The organism is Cognatitamlana onchidii, from assembly GCF_004804355.1.
In the GTDB taxonomy this organism is placed as follows: Bacteria; Bacteroidota; Bacteroidia; order Flavobacteriales; family Flavobacteriaceae; genus Cognatitamlana; species Cognatitamlana onchidii.
The window spans coordinates 167,634-189,964 of record NZ_SRWZ01000006.1 but is presented as its reverse complement, the minus strand read 5'-3'; the positions used below and the strand labels follow the sequence as shown (position 1 = coordinate 189,964).

The 22,331-nt window shown below is 35.1% G+C and carries 17 protein-coding genes and 2 pseudogenes; 8 read left to right on the top strand and 11 right to left on the bottom strand.

Annotated features, from left to right (window positions below):
* Positions 1-62: 62 nt before the first annotated feature.
* The 3 genes from E5D58_RS12405 to E5D58_RS12395 form a co-directional block, all read right to left on the bottom strand.
* A complete protein-coding gene (locus E5D58_RS12405) occupies positions 63-1,415 on the bottom strand; it encodes an OmpA family protein (protein WP_136482222.1) in 1,353 nt (450 codons plus the stop codon).
* Positions 1,416-1,538: 123 nt separating this feature from the next.
* Positions 1,539-2,732 (bottom strand): glycine C-acetyltransferase, encoded by a 1,194-nt coding sequence (gene kbl, locus E5D58_RS12400; protein WP_136482220.1) that lies wholly within the window; start codon positions 2,730-2,732, stop codon positions 1,539-1,541.
* 21 nt (positions 2,733-2,753) lie between these two features.
* Complete coding sequence (locus tag E5D58_RS12395; RefSeq protein WP_136482218.1) at positions 2,754-5,891, bottom strand: UvrD-helicase domain-containing protein; 3,138 nt, start codon at positions 5,889-5,891, stop codon at positions 2,754-2,756.
* Between the two features lie 121 nt (positions 5,892-6,012).
* On the opposite strand from E5D58_RS12395, the gene E5D58_RS12390 reads away from it, so the two are divergent.
* Positions 6,013-6,621 carry a superoxide dismutase gene (locus E5D58_RS12390; protein ID WP_136482217.1) on the top strand — a complete coding sequence of 203 codons (609 nt, stop codon included), beginning with the start codon at positions 6,013-6,015 and terminating at the stop codon, positions 6,619-6,621.
* Positions 6,622-7,107: 486 nt separating this feature from the next.
* Here E5D58_RS12390 and E5D58_RS12385 read toward each other — a convergent pair whose 3' ends face one another.
* The 4 genes from E5D58_RS12385 to purN form a co-directional block, all read right to left on the bottom strand.
* Positions 7,108-9,006 (bottom strand): amidophosphoribosyltransferase, encoded by a 1,899-nt coding sequence (locus E5D58_RS12385; protein ID WP_136482215.1) that lies wholly within the window; start codon positions 9,004-9,006, stop codon positions 7,108-7,110.
* A gap of 93 nt (positions 9,007-9,099) precedes the next feature.
* Positions 9,100-10,026, bottom strand: a complete 927-nt coding sequence (locus E5D58_RS12380) for a PfkB family carbohydrate kinase (protein WP_136482213.1) — start codon at positions 10,024-10,026, stop codon at positions 9,100-9,102.
* A 114-nt stretch (positions 10,027-10,140) separates the two neighbouring features.
* The gene (locus tag E5D58_RS12375; protein ID WP_136482211.1) at positions 10,141-10,779 is read right to left on the bottom strand and encodes a ribonuclease H1 domain-containing protein; all 639 of its coding nucleotides are present in this window, start codon (positions 10,777-10,779) and stop codon (positions 10,141-10,143) included.
* Between the two features lie 34 nt (positions 10,780-10,813).
* The gene (gene purN / locus E5D58_RS12370; RefSeq protein WP_136482209.1) at positions 10,814-11,386 is read right to left on the bottom strand and encodes a phosphoribosylglycinamide formyltransferase; all 573 of its coding nucleotides are present in this window, start codon (positions 11,384-11,386) and stop codon (positions 10,814-10,816) included.
* Positions 11,387-11,574: 188 nt separating this feature from the next.
* Between purN and E5D58_RS12365 the strand changes: the two genes are divergently transcribed.
* The 5 genes from E5D58_RS12365 (at position 11,575) to pyk (ending at position 15,881) form a co-directional block, all read left to right on the top strand.
* Entirely contained in the window at positions 11,575-11,808 is a 234-nt protein-coding gene (locus E5D58_RS12365) for an acyl carrier protein (RefSeq protein WP_047247024.1), read from the top strand.
* A 22-nt stretch (positions 11,809-11,830) separates the two neighbouring features.
* Positions 11,831-13,081, top strand: a complete 1,251-nt coding sequence (gene fabF, locus E5D58_RS12360; protein WP_136482207.1) for a beta-ketoacyl-ACP synthase II — start codon at positions 11,831-11,833, stop codon at positions 13,079-13,081.
* Positions 13,082-13,088: 7 nt separating this feature from the next.
* On the top strand, positions 13,089-13,829 hold the full coding sequence (gene rnc / locus E5D58_RS12355) for a ribonuclease III (protein WP_136482205.1): 741 nt from the start codon (positions 13,089-13,091) through the stop codon (positions 13,827-13,829).
* 121 nt (positions 13,830-13,950) lie between these two features.
* Complete coding sequence (locus E5D58_RS12350; protein WP_136482203.1) at positions 13,951-14,436, top strand: IPExxxVDY family protein; 486 nt, start codon at positions 13,951-13,953, stop codon at positions 14,434-14,436.
* Positions 14,436-15,881: a pyruvate kinase gene (gene pyk / locus E5D58_RS12345; RefSeq protein WP_136482201.1), complete on the top strand. Its 1,446-nt coding sequence runs from the start codon at positions 14,436-14,438 to the stop codon at positions 15,879-15,881. Before E5D58_RS12350 ends, pyk begins: the two co-directional genes overlap by 1 nt.
* Positions 15,882-16,008: 127 nt before the next feature.
* Here pyk and E5D58_RS12340 read toward each other — a convergent pair whose 3' ends face one another.
* Complete coding sequence (locus E5D58_RS12340; protein ID WP_136482198.1) at positions 16,009-17,493, bottom strand: sialate O-acetylesterase; 1,485 nt, start codon at positions 17,491-17,493, stop codon at positions 16,009-16,011.
* A 227-nt stretch (positions 17,494-17,720) separates the two neighbouring features.
* Positions 17,721-18,170, bottom strand: a pseudogene (locus tag E5D58_RS12335) (DinB/UmuC family translesion DNA polymerase); the annotation flags it as partial.
* Positions 18,171-18,184: 14 nt separating this feature from the next.
* Here E5D58_RS12335 and E5D58_RS12330 point away from each other — a divergent pair.
* Positions 18,185-18,620 (top strand): annotated as a pseudogene (locus tag E5D58_RS12330) (pyruvate kinase alpha/beta domain-containing protein); the annotation flags it as partial.
* A 96-nt stretch (positions 18,621-18,716) separates the two neighbouring features.
* On the opposite strand, the gene E5D58_RS12325 reads toward E5D58_RS12330, so the two are convergent.
* Positions 18,717-20,540 (bottom strand): T9SS type A sorting domain-containing protein, encoded by a 1,824-nt coding sequence (locus tag E5D58_RS12325; protein ID WP_136482194.1) that lies wholly within the window; start codon positions 20,538-20,540, stop codon positions 18,717-18,719.
* A 109-nt stretch (positions 20,541-20,649) separates the two neighbouring features.
* Positions 20,650-21,774: a DNA polymerase IV gene (gene dinB / locus E5D58_RS12320; protein WP_136482380.1), complete on the bottom strand. Its 1,125-nt coding sequence runs from the start codon at positions 21,772-21,774 to the stop codon at positions 20,650-20,652.
* 73 nt (positions 21,775-21,847) lie between these two features.
* Between dinB and E5D58_RS12315 the strand changes: the two genes are divergently transcribed.
* Complete coding sequence (locus tag E5D58_RS12315) at positions 21,848-22,321, top strand: CYTH domain-containing protein (protein ID WP_136482192.1); 474 nt, start codon at positions 21,848-21,850, stop codon at positions 22,319-22,321.
* Positions 22,322-22,331 lie beyond the last annotated feature (10 nt).

Sequence of the window (22,331 nt, the reverse complement as noted above, 5' to 3'; positions counted from 1 at the left end):
AAAAACGCCTCGGATACCCGAGGCGTTTTTTGTAACTATTTATTTAAAACTTAAGTCAAGAATTAATCTTTGTTTAAGTTAATTTCAACACGTCTGTTATTTCTTCTACCAGCTCTAGTTTTGTTTGTGTCGATTGGCTTAGACTCTCCATATCCTTTAGCAGATAATCTACCGCCATCAATACCACCGTCAACTAAGTAATCTTTAACAGAGTTAGCTCTAGAGTCAGATAGTTTTTGGTTTAAAGACTCGCTACCTACACTATCGGTATGACCTTCAATGTTAAATTTAGCGTTAGGGTATTCTTTCAAGATATCAATGATATTTTGAAGAACTTCACCAGACTGTGCTTTGATGGAAGCTTTTCCTGTATCGAATAAGATAGTTTTAGCATAAGCGTTTAATGCTTTTCTAACAGCTTCTGTAACTTCAGGACAACCGTTGTTAGCAACAGTACCAACAACATCTGGACATAAATCGTCTTTATCTACAACACCGTCACCGTCTCTATCTGGCCAAGGACATCCTTGGTTAGCAGCAGGACCAGCAACATCTGGACATTTATCATCACCATCGGCAACACCGTCACCATCAGCATCAGGACAACCGCTTAATGATGCTAAACCAGCAACCGTAGGACATTTATCGTCTTTATCTGGAACGCCATCACCATCTGTATCAGGACATCCGTTAAATTCAGCTAAACCAGCTTCGTTTGGACAGTCATCTTTACTATCTTGGATACCATCACCGTCAGTATCAGGACATCCATTGAAAGCTTCTAAACCAGCAACTTCAGGACAAGCATCATCCTTGTCGTAAATGCCATCACCGTCAGTATCTGTTCCTCCAAATCTAATAGTAAGTCCAGCAGTGTGTTGGAAGTGTTTAGATAAGTAATCTTCGAAAGCATGTTTGTATGATGACTGAACAGTTAAACCAACATTTTCTGAGAACCATACGTTAACACCAACAGTTCCATTTAAGGTTCCAGCACCTACTTCGTCAACCCAGGTGTAACCACCACCTACGCCAACAAAAGGATCCAGAGTTGTCCCTTCAATGAAATTATATTTGATGGTACCATCAAGACCATAATAAGATAAATCAGGTGCAGGAGCTTCTCCAAATTTATCAATTTTGTTTAATGAACCCGCAACACCAAAAGAAATGCCGTTGTTTAGGTATTTAGAAACAGAAATTGTAGAAAGCGACGGTAAGATGTTGTAATGATCTGTTACATTAAAGAATTCATCAAAATAGTCACCTTGAGGAAAGTCCTCTCCTACTGGAAAAAAGTCCACTGCGTTAATCCCAATGGTAATTTGCCATGGGTTGTTTTTGTCTTGTGCATTAACATTGCTGCAAACTAGTACAAGCAACATTGCAGCCAATAATCTGCTAAGATTTTTCATATTCAAAAGTTTAATTTTTAAGTGTTAATTGTAAACAAATGTAAGTTGTTAAATTTTATTAACAAAGACAAATATATAAAAATATTGAAGATTCTCTTTGTTAATAGGTAGTTCAGAACGATTTTAGATAATATCTAATTGCTTTCCAATTTTTGTAAAGGCACTTATGGCTTTATTTAAATGTTCTTTTTTATGAGCTGCTGAAAGTTGAATTCTAATACGCGCCTTATTTTTAGGGACCACCGGAAAAAAGAAGCCAATAACATAAATACCTTCTTTAAGGAGTAGGTCTGCCATTTTTTGAGATAATTTCGTATCATAAAGCATTACAGGTACTATTGCCGAATCTCCGTTAACAACATCAAAGCCTGCTTTTTTAAGACCCGATTTTAAGTAATTGGTATTCCGTTCTAGGGTGTCTCTTAATTCTGTATTCTGAGATAACATATCGAATACTTTTATGGATGCACCAACTATGGAAGGCGCAAGAGAATTAGAAAATAAATACGGCCTAGAACGTTGACGTAATATTTCAATAATTTCTTTTTTCCCAGTGGTATAACCTCCCATTGCACCACCTAAAGCTTTCCCTAAAGTGCCGGTAATAATATCTACTCTGTTTAATACGTTTTTTTCTTCTAATGTACCTATCCCATTTTTACCAATAAATCCAGCGGCATGACATTCATCTACCATAACTAAGGCTTCATATTTATCGGCCAAATCACAAATTTTATCTAAGGGTGCCACCAAGCCATCCATAGAAAACACGCCGTCGGTAACTATTATTTTGAATCTTGCACCGTTTTTATTGGCTGTAATAAGTTGTTGTTCAAGGTCTGTCATATCATTATTTTGGTAGCGATATCTAGCGGCCTTGCAAAGACGAACACCATCAATAATGGAGGCATGGTTTAGTGCGTCTGAAATAATCGCATCTTCCTTTCCTAGTAGGGGTTCAAAAACACCTCCGTTGGCATCAAAGGCTGCGGCATATAATATGGTGTCTTCGGTTTGATAAAAGTTAGCTATTTTTTGCTCTAATTCTTTATGAATATCTTGTGTGCCACAAATAAAACGTACCGAACTCATGCCAAATCCATGGGTATCCATAGTGTTTTTTGCGGCTTTTATAACGTCTGGGTGAGAAGAAAGCCCTAGATAATTATTGGCACAAAAATTAAGTACAGTCTCCCCGGTATTTAAGGTGATTTCTGCACCTTGGGCAGAGGTAATAATTCGTTCTTCTTTGAAAAGTCCGTTGTTTTTTAACGTTTCAAGTTCTTCTTGAAGGTGATTCTTCAGTTTTCCGTACATGTTTTTGCGTTTTTCGCAAATTTACACATCTTTAACTTTAATATCGTTATTTATGTATACAAGAATCTTTTTTTCTACAATTATATTCATGTCTTCAAGAGCATCTTCATAGGATTTAAGTTGTTGCTCGTGTTTTTTATCTTCTAGTCCAGTCTTATAATCAATAATTGTGGCTTCATTTTTCGAATTGATACTTACTCGATCCGGTCTTAGAATAATGCCATCAGTTGATATGATGTCACGCTCATTATGGGTTTCGATATCTTTTCCGCTGAAATATTTTTTGAGTTTAGGGTGGTTAGTGATACTTAAGACAAGTTCTTTAAGAGCTATGGATTGTTCTAAGTTAATTTTATTTGATACTAAGAATTCATTTGCAACAAGGTCTATATCATCTGCCGTAATGATTTGCCCCAAAATATCATGAATTAGATTTCCCTTTTCAATGGCTTCTTGTTGATTGGTATTCCAAAGATACCCCGATTTTGTGACAACTTTTATGTTGTGTTCTTCTTTAGCGGTAGAAATAAAAGATGGTTCAAGGGGTGTTGCACTTTGTTCCAAACACCCACGAGAGGAGTTTTGTGGCGTTCCAAAACTATAGACCAGTTCATTAGCATTCCAAATGCCTATCTGCTGGAGGTAATTAATGAGTAAGCCAGAATATTTTTTCGAGTTAACATCTCCTTTTGAAGACATGTCTTTTGAAGATATGATGTATAGATGTTCAACTGCTCTTGTTAATGCAACGTATAGAAGATTAATATTGTCTAGTTCAAGCTCTGCCTTATGTTTATGGTAAATATAGTTACCTTCTTCTCCAAAAAACTCAAAATCTTTATTGTAGTTTAACAAGGTATGAGTGAATCCAGAATACTTGCTATCATCTATTTTAAACCAGGATTTAGCTTCTAATTCTTTATAAATATCTAGGTCTGCAAAAGGGAAGATAACAACTGGAAACTCTAAGCCTTTAGATTTATGGATAGTCATAATTTGAACGGCATTTTGTCCTTTAGGCGATGTGATACTTAAGGTGTCTTTTTTCTTATCAAAATACTCTAAAAAACCTGATAAGTCCGATCCTTTTTTTTCTGAAAAGTCCAATATAACATCTAGGTAAAATTGGACGAAAGCGTTCGATGAGGAAACTAGATTAAAACTTCTTACGATGGTTTCTGCTAAATCGTACAAGGGTAGCTGAAGCAAGTTTTGACTGGATATTTTGATGTTGTAAGCTTCTAAGCTTTTAAAGAAATCAGAAAGGTTTAATGTGATATGTTTGGAAAAGAAGGCATGTTTGTCGTCAAGTTTTAATGAAGTTGACAAATAATTTAAAATTCTAATTTTTATCTCATTGTTGGTGGGTTGATTAAGAAGACTTAATAGGTCGTTAATGAAATTTACCTCGGGTGCACTTGTTAATAATAAGGTGTCGGAAGAGATAATGGGCACATTATTAAGGCTTAGGTAATTAGCGGTGGCAATACCGTCTTTTTTCTTTCTTACTAAAATACAGATATCTTCATAATGGAATCCATTATTCAAGCAATCATATATCTTATCTAAAGTAACTTCAGAAAACAGGGCATTCCTATCATCATCTTTATTGGGGGTTAAAAAAGACAATTCAACATAACCAGTATGGTCTTGTGTGCTATTTTGAACAGCTTGTTCATACAAGGTTTGATGCGTGCTATTTTCAAAAAAATGAGCCCCTAGGTATTTGAAAAAACCATTGTTAAAGCTTACAATTTCTTTAAAACTTCTGTAATTTTCCTGAAGATTTTCAACACTCTGCTCTATTTGAAAAGGAGAGGTTGTTTTATTAAACAAATCGATAAACTGTTCGGCCTTACCACCACGCCAGCGGTAAATAGCCTGTTTAGCATCTCCAACAAGCATGGTACTTCCCCCTTCGGTAGAAACCGCATTATTTAGTAAAGGAATTAGATTTGTCCATTGCATAATAGAGGTGTCTTGAAACTCATCAATAAAATAGTGTTTAAATTTTTCACCGATACGTTCATATATAAATGGCGTGGGTTGCTCTTTAATTTCTTCACTTATTATAGTGTTAAACTCAGAGATAAGCATTTTGTTTTGGTCTTCTTTAAGAAGCGTGAGTTCATTATTTATAGCGTTTAAGACCGATAAGGGCGTGATGTTTTTATAAAAAGCTTTCAAAAATTTTAATTGAAAAATGGAAGTTTTACTACAATGAAATGCTTTTGCGATTTGAGGTTGAAGCGCTTCAATAACCGAGGCGATGTCTCTTGAAACCCGTTTAGGGTAGAGGGTTTTATTTTCTAAGTCTTTTTGCCAGTTAGAGTCGTAGCTAACCTTAAAATTTGAACTGGCTAATTTGTCGAAATACTTTGGTAAATAACCTCCGGAAAAATCACTAAACTCCAATCCCGAGTTTTTTATTAAAGCAATAACGTCTTTGCCAATTTTGGTTATTATCGCTTCAGTATCATTTATTTCTTGGGTTAACTGTTTTTTTAACCTTTCAAAATCTTCGGGAGTTTTGTGCTTTAGACTTTCAATAAAAGGTTTGTCGTTTTCGGTAATTAATAGCTTAGCTATTTTATTAAAATCATAAGAGATATCCCAACTTTTATCGTCGTCGGCTTTTTCTAATGCGAATTCTACCAAGGTCTTGGTTAGAATTTTGTTAGTTCCTGTTTTTGCTATTAGGCTTTCTACGGCTTCATTTAGAAGGGTGTCCTGATCTAATTCTACTTCAAAGTTTAGGGGTAGTTTCAAATCATGAGCAAAAGTTCGAATTAATTTATGAGTAAAACCATCGATTGTTGAAATGTCGAAAGAAGCATAGTTATGAATAATGGTTTGTAAAAGTTGCTTGGATTTTTTTTGAAGTCGCTCTGGTTGTATTTGTAATTCAGAAGAAATAGTCTCAAACATACTGTTTGACGATTCAAGGACATCGTCTTCAGAAAATAATCTTAACGTATTAATAATGCGCTCTTTCATTTCAGTTACCGCTTTGTTGGTAAAGGTGATGGCTAGAATACGTTTGAAATGAAATAGGTTGTCCGATTGAAACAACAATTTTAAATACTCCTTTACTAATGTGTAGGTTTTTCCACTACCAGCAGAAGCGTTATATATGGTAAAGGACGATGTTTTTAACATAAAAATATATTTGAATACAAGATAAAAACTATCAATGGTTTGATAACAATTAATTATTTTTAATTGACTCGATTTTAGTGTAAATTTGATGAATTTAAAAATTAATTTAAAACAAATAATTATGGCTTTCGAATTACCGAAATTAGGATATGCTTACGATGCTTTAGAGCCTCACATGGATGCACGCACCATGGAGATACACCACTCAAAACATCATCAAGGCTATACTAATAATTTAAATAATGCAATTTCAGGAACCGATTTAGACGGAAAATCTATTGAAGACATTTTGTCGAATCTGGATATGGATAATGGAGCTGTGAGAAATAATGGAGGTGGCTTTTTTAACCACTCATTGTTTTGGACGGTTATGAACCCTGAGGATAGAGGGTATCTTTCTGGAGATTTAAAAGATGCTATTGAAGCTACTTTCGGGTCTAAAGACGAATTTATCGCTGCGTTTAGCAAAGCTGCAGCTACACGTTTTGGCTCAGGTTGGGCTTGGTTATGTGTTCACGAAGGGGGTAAACTTGAAATTTGTTCAACAGCAAATCAGGATAATCCATTAATGCCAGGCATTGGTTGTGGCGGTACACCAATTTTAGGATTAGATGTATGGGAACACGCTTATTATCTGAATTATCAGAATCGTCGTCCGGATTATATTAGTGCTTTTTTTAATGTAATTAACTGGAACGAAGTTGAAAAACGCTACGCTGAAGCTAAGTAGGCATAAATAATATTAGAACGTTAAAATCGTCTAGAAAGAAATTTCTAGACGATTTTTTTATGCTTTGGAATGATAATTGTTATAAAATGAAAAAGGTGAACGAGTGTTCACCTTTTTGCCCCAAATCTACCATGAACTTAACCTACTTATGTTATGGTGAGTCAAAGATATATGCTTTATAGAGTTTGTTAAAATATTTTAGTTGAACGGCGCAATTATTGGCTTAAGCGAGTTAGCGCACTTTTAAAGGGATGAACTGTATAAGCATTTGGGTAAATTAGATGGAAACTAAATCGCATAAAAAAAGGCGAACAAGCGTTCACCTTTTTTTGCCCCAAATCTACCATGAACTTAACCTACTTATGTTATGGTGAGACCAAGTTATGTGTATTTTAGATAATCTGAATATTTTTTAGACGAATAACATATTTATGGGGTGAAATACGTTATTTGCGGTTTAAACGTTAAATATTAAGAATATCCTAATTAATAGGCTCGTTCTTTGTTTCCTTCGTAAAAATTAATAAAAGCTCTGTTTACCACACGATTACCTCCAACGGTCGGGTAGTTTCCAGTGAAATACCAATCTCCTAAATGCTCTGGACAGGCTTTATGTAGGTTTTCTACTGGTTGAAAAATAATTTTCACTTCGGCCTTGATGCTGTCATCACTTAACAATTCAGATATTTTATCAGAAATTTGTTCATCCGTAAATGGGTCGTATATTTCTTTTACAAAGTTTTGTACGAATTTGTCTTCTAAGTCTGTTTGAGTAACACATTTATTATAAACAGTTTCCACTACATCGTATTTACCCGAGTCCTTAAGTAGTTCCAGGGCAGCTCTAAAGGCTATTAAATCTTCAAGTCGTGCCATGTCAATTCCATAACAGTCCGGATAGCGTATTTGTGGAGCAGAAGACACGACAATAATCTTTTTAGGGTTTAAGCGGTCTAGCATCTTTAAAATACTCTTTTTCAAAGTAGTTCCTCGTACAATACTATCGTCAATAATAACTAAATTGTCATTAGGTTTAATAACTCCGTATGTCACATCGTATACGTGAGCAACTAAATCGTCTCTGCTGCTGTCTTCCGTTATAAACGTTCTTAGTTTGACATCTTTAATGGCAATCTTTTCAACACGGGCATGTTCAGACAAAATCTCCGTAACTTTAGCTGCTGATAAAGATCGCTGGCCATTAAGTATGGCTTGTGTTTTTGTTTTATTGATGAATGCCTCAGCTGTTTCAATCATTCCAAAGAATGAGGTCTCCGCTGTATTTGGAATATAGGAAAACACCGTATTTTTTGTGTCGTTGTTAATCGCTTCCAATACTTTTGGCATTAATAGCTTACCAAGCATTTTGCGTTCCTGATAGATTTCGGCATCACTTCCTCTCGAGAAATAAATACGCTCAAAAGAACAAGATTTTTTCTCTAGTGGCTCTAAAATTTGTTTAAGTCTAACTTCTCCGGATTTTTTGGTGATGATGGCTTGGCCAGGCTCTAGCTCTTTAACATCTTCAAAGTTTACATTAAATACTGTTTGAATTACTGGGCGTTCCGAGGCAACTACTACCACTTCGTCATCTTTGTAGTAATAGGCAGGTCTTATTCCAGCAGGATCTCTTAAAACAAATGCATCTCCATGACCAATTAATCCCGCCATGGCATACCCTCCATCCCAGTTTTTAGCTGCTCTTCTAAGTATTTTGGCAACTTTTAAGCGCTCAGCAATAAGTGGGGAAGCTTGTCTTTTGTTATAGCCTTCTTTTTTAAGGTCTTTATAAATTTTACTAACAGCATCGTCTAAGAAATGCCCTATCTTCTCCATTATAGTAATGGTGTCTGTATATTCTTTTGGATGCTGACCTAGTTCAATCAGGTTAGAAAATAGTTCCTTAACATTGGTCATGTTAAAGTTTCCAGCCATGATTAAATTTCTGTGCATCCAATTATTTTGTCTTAAAAAAGGATGAACGCTTTCTACACTATTTTTTCCGAAAGTACCATAACGCACGTGGCCTAATAAAACTTCGCCTATATATGGAATGTTTCTTTTTTGAGCAGCAACATCATCTTTATATTCTGGGTGGGCCTTAAACTCTTTATTTACACGATCATTTATTTGGCCAAAAATATCCTGAATAGGTTGTTGGGCAATAGAACGTACTCTGCTTATATAGCGTTGTCCTGGTTGCGTATCTAATTTAATGCTTGCAAATCCAGCTCCGTCTTGACCACGGTTGTGCTGTTTCTCCATCATTAAATACATTTTATTTACACCATAAAATGCACTACCGTATTTCTCCTTGTAGTATTCTAATGGTTTTAAAAGTCTGATAACGGCTATTCCACATTCGTGTTTTAAGGCATCACTCATAAAATAAATATTTTCGCGTTATTCATGTTGTTGAATAAGCTCATAGTAATTGTTTATAATTAAAAAACGCACCCAGTTTTAGAGCGCGTTATATTATCCTAGTTCTATATCAAATTGTGTTAATTGTTTAAACTGTAGCAGTCGTTTATGGACTTCGCTACTTGATAAGGTTTGCATACGCTCGGTTCCAAATTTTTCAACACAGAAGGAGGCAAGAGTGGAGCCATAAATAACAGCGTTTTTCATGTTTTCAAATGAAAAATCATTTGTTTTTACCAAATATCCAGCAAATCCTCCAGCAAAAGTGTCTCCTGCCCCGGTTGGATCAAAAACTTCTTCCAAAGGCAAAGCTGGAGCATAAAATACATGGTCGTCATGAAATAGTAAAGCCCCATGTTCTCCTTTTTTAATAACCACGTACTTTGGTCCCATTTCGTAGATTTTTCTTGCTGCTACAACCAACGAGTATTCTCCAGTTAATTGTCTTGCTTCTTCGTCATTTATTGTAATAACATCGATGCGTTTTATTACGTTTCGTAAATCATCTAGAGCACAATCCATCCAAAAATTCATTGTGTCTAAAATAGCCAGTTTTGGTTTTTTCGACATTTGGTCTAAAACACTCGATTGTACTAGGGGATGAAGGTTCCCGAGCATAACGACTTCCGCATCCTTATAATCACTAGGAACTACTGGGTTGAAGTCTGCTAAGGTATTTAATTCGGTAACTAGAGTGTCGCGAGAATTCATGTCGTTGTGATAGCGTCCGCTCCAAAAAAAAGTCTTACCTCCATTAACAACTTCAATGCCCGATGTATCGATATGCTTATTAGATAGGAGATCTAAATAGTCTTGAGGAAAGTCATCACCAACTACAGAAACAGCAGCCGCGTCAATATCAAAGTGAGAAGCAGCCAAACCAATAAAAGTAGCTGCACCACCTAAAATTTTATCGGTTTTACCGAAAGGGGTTTCAATAGCGTCAAATGCCACGGTTCCCACTATAACTAATTTACTCATAAAAGAGACCTGATAATTTGCTGCAAATATACGTCATTTTAATACTAATTGAAGAATATTTTCTTGAAATGCGTGTACGTCTCACTTCTGCTAATAAATAGGATATAGGTGTGTTTACTTTCTTCCAAAATCCGCAGGGATTTCGCCCCATGCTTTGGTTTCCCATTTTACTATGGTAGTGTTATACGAGTTGTTTTTTAACCACATAATAGCGCGGTCAATAAGATCAAATACAGGTTTGTTCTTTGAGTTTCTGTCTAACTTCGTGTTACAGTTTTTCTTTTTCACCCAGCTCATGGCTGTTCTAGAGTCTGTATATATAATTCTATTGCTATTGTTCTTTTTTAAAAAGGCTAACCCGTGAACAATAGCTAAAAATTCACCAATATTATTCGTGCCTTCTTCAAAGGGGCCTTGGATAAATAATTGTTGCTTTGTTTTTGTGTCTACGCCTCTATACTCCATAATGCCAGGGTTGCCACTAGAAGCGGCATCAACCGCAATGGAATTATAGTTAGGTTGTCCAATTTTCTTGAGCTCAGCAGCAGAAAGTTCGCTTATAAATGATTTGTTTTTCCCTACATAATCTTTGTAATGACCTTTTAAAGCTTTCTTTGCAGCCTCGAATGTTGAAAAAGATTTATATTGAGCTCCTTGGTAATCTTTTATTTGAGCTTTGCAATCGTTCCATGAGTCAAAAACGCCTGTATGATGCCCTTTCCAAACGGTATAGTATTTCTTTTTCTTAGACATATTATGTTAGACTATGAATGTCTGTTATTAAGATTCACTCTTGTTGCAATAACAATGATTCCACCACTTCAGGGAAATGTTTCATTTCTAATTCATGAATTTTGGATGCCACATCTTGCGGCGTATCAGTTGGGCTAACCTTGCAAGATGCCTGAAATATAATGGCGCCTTCGTCATAATGTTCATTCACATAATGTATGGTAATTCCTGTTTCGGTTTCTTTGTTTTTAACTACTGCCTCATGCACATGCATGCCGTACATACCTTTACCTCCAAATTTAGGCAGTAAAGCAGGGTGTACATTAATAACTCTGTTTGGGAAAGCATTTAATATGTTTTCAGGAAATTTCCATAAAAACCCTGCTAATACTATTAAATCTGGTTTTGCTGCTTTTAAAATGTTTAGTACATCGTTGGTTTTTGTAAAGGCTATCTTGTTGAATGAAAAGGCGCTTACTTGAAGTCTTTTGGCACGATCTAAAACTTTGGCATGAGGATTGTTACAAAGTACTTGAATAACAGATGCATTATCGCTGTTGTGAAAAAACTTTATCAGATTTTCTGCATTACTTCCACCTCCGGACGCAAAAATTACAATACGTTTCATTTTACAGACTATAGTGTTAAGATTATTCGAACAAAAAAAAGAATAATTATTAACAATTAGAAGGTAAAAATATAAATACTTAAAAGTAATTTTAGTAAATTACCAACACATTTTTTTTGGAAAGATGTATTTTAAAAATAAAGTTTTTTATTTTTGCCAACTAATTAAAACTTAAAAATTAAAAGATTATGTCAGACATTGCATCAAGAGTAAAAGCGATTATCGTAGACAAATTAGGAGTAGATGAGAACGAAGTAGTTTCTGAGGCTAGTTTCACTAACGATTTAGGAGCAGACTCTTTAGACACTGTAGAGTTAATTATGGAGTTCGAAAAAGAATTCGATATTCAAATACCAGATGATCAAGCTGAAAATATTGCTACAGTTGGTCAAGCTATCTCTTATATAGAAGAAGCAAAATAAGCTAAAAACAAGCAAATACTTTATGGAATTAAAGCGAGTTGTAGTCACAGGATTAGGAGCTTTAACACCGATTGGCAATTCCAAAGATGAATATTGGGATGGTTTAATAAGTGGAAAAAGTGGGGCTGCGCCTATAACATATTATGATACCGATAAGTTTAAAACGAAATTCGCTTGCGAATTAAAAAACTATAACGTTAACGATTTTTTCGATAGAAAAGAGGCGCGTAAAATGGACAAATTTGCCCAATACGCTATGGTAGCGGCCGATGAGGCCATTGCCGATGCTAAGCTTAATCTAGATGAAGTTAATAAGTTACGTGTTGGTGTTATTTGGGGAGCAGGTATTGGTGGTTTAGAAACTTTTCAGCAAGAAGTTTTAAATTTTGCAGCTGGAGATGGAACACCAAGATTTAACCCGTTTTTTATTCCTAAGATGATTGCTGATATAGCACCAGGGAATATTTCTATAAAACATGGCTTTATGGGGCCTAATTATACCACAGTCTCGGCATGTGCCTCTTCTGCCAACGCGATGTTTGATGCTTTAAACTCTATTCGTTTAGGACATACAGATGTAGTAGTTACAGGAGGAAGTGAAGCTGCTGTCACGATTGCTGGTATGGGAGGTTTTAATGCTATGCATGCCTTATCAACAAGAAACGATAGCCCAGAAACAGCATCACGACCTTTTGACGCTACCAGGGATGGTTTTGTTTTAGGTGAAGGAGCAGGAGCTCTTGTCTTGGAAGAGTATGAACATGCTAAAGCAAGAGGCGCTAAAATATATGCAGAGTTTATTGGAGGAGGATTGTCTTCTGATGCACATCATATGACAGCGCCACACCCAGATGGCATTGGTGTTATAGCGGTTATGAAAAATTGTTTAGAAAACGCAGGTCTGAAACCAGAAGATGTTGACCATATTAATACACATGGTACATCTACACCTTTAGGAGACGTTGCAGAATTAAAAGCAATTTCAGAAGTATTTGGTAGTCACGCTAAGCATATAAATATCAATTCAACAAAGTCTATGACAGGGCACCTTTTAGGGGCTGCTGGAGCTATCGAAGCGATATCAGTAATATTGGCGATGGAAAATGGCGTAGTGCCGCCAACCATTAACCATTCAACTGTTGACGAAAGAATTGACCCTGAATTGAATTTAACTTTAAATAAGGCTCAAAAGCGCGACGTAAAAGTAGCAATGAGTAATACCTTTGGATTTGGCGGACACAACGCCTGTGTATTATTCAAGAAAATAGATTAAATCCCGAATGGATAGCATTCGTAACATACTAAATTCCCGTTTTAAACGTAACGGGAATTTTTTTATGGCCTTAAATGAAATGCTGGGCTTTAAGCCAAAGAACCTTAAATACTACAAAAGAGCTTTTACACACCGCTCCATGAATATTAGAGATAGTAAAGGGAATCCTTTTAACTATGAGCGTTTGGAGTTTTTGGGGGATGCCATGCTTAGTTCTGTCATCGCATCGCATTTATATTTGGAGGTGCCAGGTGGCGATGAAGGATATTTAACAAAAATGCGATCTAAGGTAGTAAGTAGAGAGCATTTAAATGAACTTGGTAAAGATTTAAAGTTAATAGATCTTGTAGAGAGCAAGATACCTTCAGGTCAGTTTGGAGATAATATTCATGGCAACCTTTTTGAAGCGCTTGTTGGTGCTATCTTTTTAGACCGAGGGTATAGGTATTGTGAAAAGTTTATTGATCGAAGAGTTATAAAACCCTATGTTGATATAGAAAAACTAGAAGGTAAAGTAATTAGTTATAAAAGTTTACTAATAGAGTGGTGCCAAAAAGAAAAAAAGACATTTGGTTATAATGTGTATGAGGATACTGGAAATGACGATGTAAGGCATTTTTCAGTAAAGTTATCAATAGATAATAAAGTAGTAGCTAAAGCACGTGCAACTTCAAAGAAAAAAGCTGAAGAAAAAGCTTCAAAACGTGCTTTTTTTGTGTTCCAGAGCAGGATGTCACAAATGATTTAAAGTAGGCTTAACATTTGTTAATTCACTACAACGTTTTAGTTGATTTTCATGTTAACATTGCCCTAATTGTGATACGACAAAAGCATATTAATACTATATTTACCGAAGTTTAATGCGAATTATGGCTGTTCATAAGTTTATTTTAGAAGATACTTTGGATGAGGCGCTATATACCTTAATTGCAGTGCATTGTAGGCTTGAAGATTATAGATTAGCCTATTTAATAAATAAATACTTAGGTACTGCGCTTACTAGAAAAGCTTCTGATTTAGACTTTAATGATGGAGAGGCTTCATACGCTATTTACGAATGGGAAGACCATAAACAGCTAATAACTTGGAGTTTGGTGTCAAACATTTGTAAGACAGAAGAACTTAAAGAACGAGAAATTAGGTCGTTATTCGACACTCAAGAAAAAATAATAAAAACATTTCATTTATTACCAGAACATAAAACGGTCAACTTTTTTTTAAAAATAGAAAGCGATTTTAGCTTTAATAAAGAAAAATATATCGTAGATAGTATTTTAAGAATTCCACAAGTTGCCACTGCTTATAGTATTGATTCTAGTAAATTGAAATCTAAAGACAATTTAATTTTTAACTAATGTCAACAATATTAAAAAAGACAAAAATAGTAGCAACTCTTGGTCCCGCTACAAGCTCTAAAGAAGTCTTAAAGGGAATGCTAGAAGAGGGTGCTAATGTATTCAGAATAAATTTTTCTCATGCTGATTATAATGATGTAGCTGAACGTGTTAAAATGATTCGTGAGCTTAATGATGAGTATGGATTTACCGCTGCTATTCTTGCAGATTTACAAGGTCCAAAACTTCGTGTGGGCGTTATGAAGGAAGAGGTTGTTGTAAACCCAGGCGACGAGATTATTTTTGCTACAGGAGAACGTTTTGAAGGGACAAAAGAACGTGTATATATGACTTATGATCGTTTTCCTCAAGATGCGAAGCCAGGAGAGCGTATCCTTTTAGACGACGGAAAGTTAATTTTTGAAGTCGTATCTACCGATAAAAAATCTGAGGTTAAAGCTAAAGTTATACAAGGAGGTCCTTTAAAATCTAAAAAAGGGGTTAATCTTCCTAACACAGATATTTCGCAACCTGCATTAACCGAAAAAGATATAAAGGATGCTATATTTGCTATTAGCCTTGATGTAGACTGGATTGCGTTATCGTTTGTAAGACATGCTGAAGATTTGATGCAGTTAAGAGATCTTATTGCTAAGCATTCCGATTATAAAATTCCAATTGTAGCAAAAATTGAAAAACCAGAAGCAGTTGAGAATATAGATAAAATTGTTGCTCATTGTGATGGTTTAATGGTTGCTCGTGGTGACCTAGGTGTTGAGGTGCCAGCACAAGAGGTGCCGCTTATTCAAAAGCAACTGGTATTACGTGCTAAAAAAGCAAGAATTCCTGTTATTATTGCTACGCAAATGATGGAGACCATGATTTCTAGTTTAACACCAACAAGAGCTGAGGTTAATGATGTAGCAAACTCTGTTATGGATGGTGCAGATGCTGTAATGTTATCGGGGGAAACGTCTGTTGGTCAATATCCTATTCAGGTCATTAAACAAATGTCTGATATTCTTAAAAGTGTTGAGAATTCTGCTTTAATTCAAGTACCACAATTGCCGCCTCATATTCGCACCAATCGCTATATTACAAAGTCCATTTGTTATCATGCCGCAAATATGGCGAACGAGATTAGTGCAAAAGCCATTTCTACACTTACTAATAGTGGGTATACTGCATTTCAAATTTCTGCTTGGAGACCGTCATGTCATATTTTAGTATTTACATCAAATAGGCGTATTTTAACGCGTTTGAGTTTGTTGTGGGGTGTACGAGCTTTTTATTATGATAAGTTTGTTAGTACCGATGAGACTATTGAGGATGTAAATGCCATAGCTTGTAAAATGGGCTACCTAGACGTAGGCGATATGCTTATTAGTTTAGCAGCCATGCCAATGAAGGCTAAAGGGATGGTAAATACTCTACGTGTTACAGAAATAGAGAGCTGTAGTTTTTAGACTTTTACACGTGTTTGACATATTATTGGGATAGGGATTCCTAATATTTAATAATAAACGAAATGCATAGTGATTTTACGACGCATTTCGTTTTTTTACTTTATAATAGTATTGTCACCTTTAGAGGTTATATCTTTTTGGGACGAGTAGCGTCATTATCATTCCATAAATCAGTCCTAAACGAAGATACAGGTAGAAGATTTGTGCCTAATAAGCTGCCTTTAGTCCAGTTACTCCATGCGTATCTTACCGCTACTGGACTCGTGACCTTATCACTTTTTACAAGAATATCTTGGCCATTAATAATTTTAGCTTCTGCGGGATAAAATACCTTATCGTTTCCAGAAATTTCAAACCCTTCTAGTTGATCATAAGTAAATAGACCATTGCCTACATTGTTAAATTTTAGAACTACGCTGTTATCTTTTAATTCAAAAGATTTATAACTAGGAGCTGTATACTCAACAGTTTCGAATCCGTAAGTATTATGAAGGGCATTAAGTAGTAGTCGATCAGCTACTTCTTTTTTCTTTGGAGGATGAATACAATATTCATCTCCAATATCCATGGTAATGGCTATACCCGAATTTGGAATGATGTCCAGGCATTGTAGTTGCGCTTCGCGCATAAAGGCAGTATTAGTAACAGATTGGAAGGCACTATTATCATTATACCAGTAAGGAGCTATTTGAACGAAGTAGAAAGGGAAGTCTCCAAGTCCCCATAATGTCCTCCAATCTTTTACCATAGCGGGAAATAGTTTTTTATAGTTTTCGGGTTCATTGCGATTTCCCTCGCCTTGATACCATAAAACGCCTTTAATTTTATAGTTTACTAAGGGATAAATCATAGCATTAAAGAGTGCTGTTGGAATTCGGTTTGCTTTTTTTAGGTTTGCATTTTCAAGGCTAACCTCTTGAAAGGGTTTTAGAGCGTCTTTACTCATCCAAGCTTGAATTTTACTTGCTCCCCATGACGTATGAATTAGGCCAACCGGAACATCTAAAATGGCTTGCAATTGTTGACCGAAAAAATACGCCACAGCACTAAAGTTTGCAACGTTGTTTGGTGTTGCTTGCTGCCAGGAGATATAGTCTTCAATATTTTCAACCGGTATTCTAGAGCCTACTTTCTTGACAGTAAACAGACGTAATTTTGTGTTTGAAGACTTTGCAATTGTCAATGTAGAGCTAAAAGTGGGCTGTCCTTTATACCCTTTCATAGGCTGGAACATGTTGGATTGCCCAGAACAGAGCCATACCTCACCAAATACGACATTTTCTAATAAGAGATTTGATGTGTCACTTTTTATTTTAATAGTTTGGGGCTTCCTACTATTGTTTGTTTCTACATTAATTTGCCAAGTTCCTTTTTCACTAGCCTCTAATTTTAAAGGAGTATTTAGCCAAGATAGTTCTACAGATATTTTTTCCTTAGCATCTGCCCAGCCCCACAGCGTAACTGTAGTATTTCGTTGTAAGACCATGTTGGAAGAAACAATAGCAGGAAGTTTAACCTCGGCCATAACATATTCCATGAATAGCGGATTGGTAAAAACCAATATTGAGATAAATAGTTTGTTTAAAAGAGAGGGTTTTTGTGGAAGGCTCATGTTGTTTAGTCGTAATTTAGATATCAAGGTTTGGTTGTTCTTTTCATAATATGTATTATGAGAAAAACATCATAAATGTTTTATAAATATTAGTTTAACGTTTTGGGTTCCATTTTTAAATCTGATAAAAACTCTTGGTGTCAAGTTAGGCATTGTTAATTGACAACCAAATTAATTATTTTTTATTTCAAATTCATTGGCCAGGTTAAATACAGTGGTGTAGTTGTTTAAAATTTGAAGTTTAATTGTACGCTGATACTGTTTTTTTCCTTTGTTTCTCTATTTTCTGTATTAAGATTAGAAAGAGAGATACCTAATAATCGTACTGAATTATTTAGTTTTTCTTGATAGAGCAAACCTTTTGCCGTTTCTAAGGTCATACTTTTATCACGTATAAAATAGGATAAAGTTTTACTTCTAGTTTGCAAGGTGAAATCGCTATACTTTATTTTTAGCGTTACCGTTTTCCCAGCAACTTTACTTTTAGCTAATCGTTTAGAAACTTCTTCAGCAATATGTTCGAGTTTATCAAGCATAAAAACTTCCGATGATAAATCTTCACTAAAGATGCGCTCAGTAGCTAAGGTCTTTCGTATTCGGTTGGGTTTTACCTCGCTATTATGAATACCTCTAGCGATATGGTAATAATAGCGTCCAGATTTCCCAAAATCAGAGTCTTAAAATTCTAGTGACTTCTACCTTAATTCAAGTACCACAATGGCCGCCCCCTATTCGCACCAGTCGCTATATTACAAAGCCCATTTGTTTTCACGCTGCAAATATGGCAAACGAGATTGGTGCAAAAGCCATTTCTAAACTTACTATACTAATACTGGGTATACTGCATTTCAAATTTCTGCTTGGAGACCGTCTCATTCCATATTTTAGTTTTTAGATCAAATAGGCGTATTTTAAAGTGTTTAAGTTTGTTGTGGGGTGTACGAGCTTTTTATTATGATAAGTTTGTTAGTACATATGAGACCATTAAGGATATGAGTGCCATTGCTTGTAAAAAGGGTTATCTCGATGTGGGTGATATGTTTATTAGTTTAGCAGCCATGCCTATGAAGGCTAAGGGGATGGTAAACACTTTAAGTGTTACAGAAATAGGGAGCTGTAGTTTCTAAATGAAAGCATATATTTTTATAAAGCGAAGAAATAAAACTAATAAGTACTTTAGTTTAGAGATTATTTTATTTTGTCTTAGACTTGTAAGCTTTGCTTTATTGAACACCCAGTTTTAAATTAAGGTTGTACTGCTCATTTTTTATCAAAAGGAAGTATAACCCTGAATTTAATTGAAGTTCTGAAGTGTTAATTTTTATTTTATCGATGCTTCCCTTAAACGACTTTTCGTAGACTTGTTGCCCTTTTACATTATATATAACTATTAAAGGCTCATTTAGGGTTTGGCTAAAATTAATAAACAAATCTTTATCAGATATTGGGTTGGGGTATATCTTTATTTGAGGCTTGGTATTTGTAAAAACATCAGTACTTAAACTATTCTCTACTTTAATTGTTGCTGTGGCAATAAAATTGCCTTCTGTACTATTAAGGGTTATAGTTGTAATACCTTCACTAATACCAGTAACAGCACCCCATTGATCTACATAAGCAACATCCTCGTCTGAAGACGTCCAAGTAACACCTTTATTTGTAGCCCCGTTGGGAGTAATTATTTTTGTTAATTGTGTAGTCTCGTCTGTAGTTATACTTGATTCTGCAGGCGAAACAGATAAACCAGTAATAGGAAAAGTTAAACCATTACCACCATTACAATTAGTTCTTGTATGATTCCAACGAGATATTACTAATGAATTATCCGGAAAATTTGATGATTGTGCTGCAAGCTCACTTTCTGATGGGATACGTACTCTGTAATATCTTGGATCATCAGGACCATCACTACTTGCGGTATATAAAACTGGTGCGATAGTAGGACCTACAAACCATCTACCACCAGTACCTTCAAGCGCAGTATTACTAATTAGGTTTCTTAAGGCACAAGGAACAGATTTAAAACTTCCATCTTTAATATGTGCATTGGTTCCGTAAGTACTAGTTACATCAGTAATTCTAGAGTCTGGATCAAAGCTACCAATATCATCAGCATTTACATCAACAAAAGCTCTATCAACTCTTACGGTTGTTTTACAACTTGTGGCTTCAATCTTTTCTACATCAAACCAGCCATTTGTTACTCCCCAAGGTTGTATCATTACAGCAGAGTTTCCTTCATTACATTTTATGTTATAACCAGAAATTTCAGAAACTCGAGTTACAGTTCTTGGCGCTTGTAGGTTCGTTGTTTCGTGTGCATCAGTTTCAATACGTAATGTGGCACCACCACTAAGAGAAATTATGTTTTTAAAAAATAAACGTTCACCAACTCTTACCTGAACAGCACCATAACCATCATGAGCATTTTCAACAGTAATGTCTTTTACTACACCATTCCTAGCTCCTGCCCATACATTATTGTTTCTACTAACACCACAGTTTACTGTAGAGTGTATTGTTCTTTTATCGATAACATGACAACCAGCGATCATAAAATTATCCAAATCTTTGACATTAAAAGGTAATACTCTTAGGTCATAACTTATTTCAGACATGTCTAATGTAAACTTACCACTTATAGCACGAATACTTACATTAGAAATACTGGCATTATTAAATCCTAATACAAAAATAGATTTATCAATTTTAGATGAAAGCACAGGTTTTACAATAGCATTTTCATCAAACATTAAATGTACATTAGAAAGCAATACAATTTCTCCAAATTCCCAAGTACCTGCTGGTATGGTTATTACACCACCGCCGGTATTAGAAAGCGCTGCTATATTGGTGTTTAAAGTAGATGAATCATCACCTGGATTATTAACTAATGTAATTCTTTGAGATGCAGTAAAATCACCAGAATTGTCAGTAAAAAACTCACTTTCTAATCGTTGTGATGGTAATTTAGAAGGTGCCTCTACTTGAGCAAGTAAAGGCATGTGCAAAACTGTAAGTATTGCAAGCATAAAGAATGTTTTCATTTTACCTATCAAATTTTGAACGGAAGATAGAAGTTTTAGTTTATCGTGAATAATAAATAATTAACCACAATTAGTCCTAATTAGGCTAAAAATGTATTTGATTTTGAATCTAAAACTCAAACCGTAACTGCACACTGACACTTTGCTTTTGCACAGGTTTACTTTGGTGATTTTTAAGGTCGGCTTCCTTTTTTTCAGTATTTAAATTGGAAAGAGAGATACCTAATAATCGTACTGAATTATTTAGTTTTTCTTGATAGAGCAAATCTTTTGCCGTTTCTAAGATCACACTTTTGTCACGTATAAAATATGATAAAGTTTTACTTCTAGTTTGCAAGGTGAAATCGCTATACTTTATTTTTAGCGTTACCGTTTTTCCAGCAACTTTACTTTTAGCTAATCGTTTAGAAACTTCTTCAGCAATATGTTCGAGTTTATCAAGCATAAAAACTTCCGATGATAAATTCTCTTTAAAAGTACGTTCTGCCGCTAAGCTTTTTCTTATGCGGTTAGGTGTAACTTCACTATTTTGAATACCTCGAACTATGTAGTAAAAGTAGCGTCCCGATTTGCCAAAGTTGGCCTCGAGGTATTCTAACGATTTTTGTTTTAAGTCGAGTCCTGTAAAAATACCTTTTTGGTACATTTTTTCAGTAGTTACTTTGCCTATACCATAAAACTTTCTAATATCAAGCTGCTCTAAAAATGTGATGACTTCCTCTGGGTTAACAGTTTTTTGTCCGTTAGGTTTATTGTAATCACTGGCTATTTTTGCTATAAATTTATTGATAGAAATTCCCGCTGAAGCTGTTAAACCAATTTCATTTAAAATTCTAAACCTTATTTCCTCTGCAATTAATGATGCACTTGGGTTACCTTTTTTGTTTTCTGTAACATCTAGATAAGCTTCATCTAAAGAAAGCGGTTCTACTAAATCTGTATAATCTAAAAATATGGTTCTAAGTTGTTTAGAAATATGAGTATAACGTTCAAAACGTGGCCTTACAAAGATAAGTTCTGGACAAAGCTTAGAAGCCAAATTACCCGCCATGGCACTTTTAACCCCGTATTTTCTTGCTTCGTAACTAGCAGCGCTAATCACTCCTCGCTTACTTCCTCCACCAACAGCAATTGGTTTTCCTTGCAGTTTAGGATTATCCATTTGCTCAACAGAGGCATAAAAAGCATCCATATCTACATGAATAATTTTGCGTTTTGGAAGATTATCAGACATCATGTAAATTTAACTAATAAATGAGTTTTAATGATTACCTTTCGGTGTCCATTATTAATTTTATTACATTTCTATGATAGAAATTGAACGAAAGTTTTTAGTGAAGTCTCAGGCTTTTAAAAAACAGGCTTTTAAACAAACCAGAATTTGTCAAGGGTTTCTTAATACTCACAAAGAGCGCACGGTACGCGTAAGAATTAAAGGTGATTTGGGTTTTCTTACTGTAAAAGGGAAGTCATCGCATGATGGGTTGTCAAGATTTGAATGGGAAAAGTCCATTTCTAAAGAGGAGGCTATAGCTTTATTGAAGCTGTGTGAGCCAACCATAATTGATAAGATTAGGTACGAAGTAACATGTGGAACTCATACTTATGAGGTTGATGAGTTTTTTGGAGAAAATAAAGGTTTAATTGTTGCAGAAGTTGAGCTTCAATCAACTATTGAAGATTTTGAAAAACCTGATTGGTTAGATACTGAAGTAACAGGAGATATTAAATATTATAACTCATTATTAAGTAAACGTCCTTATAATACTTGGGACTCGTAAACATGTATCA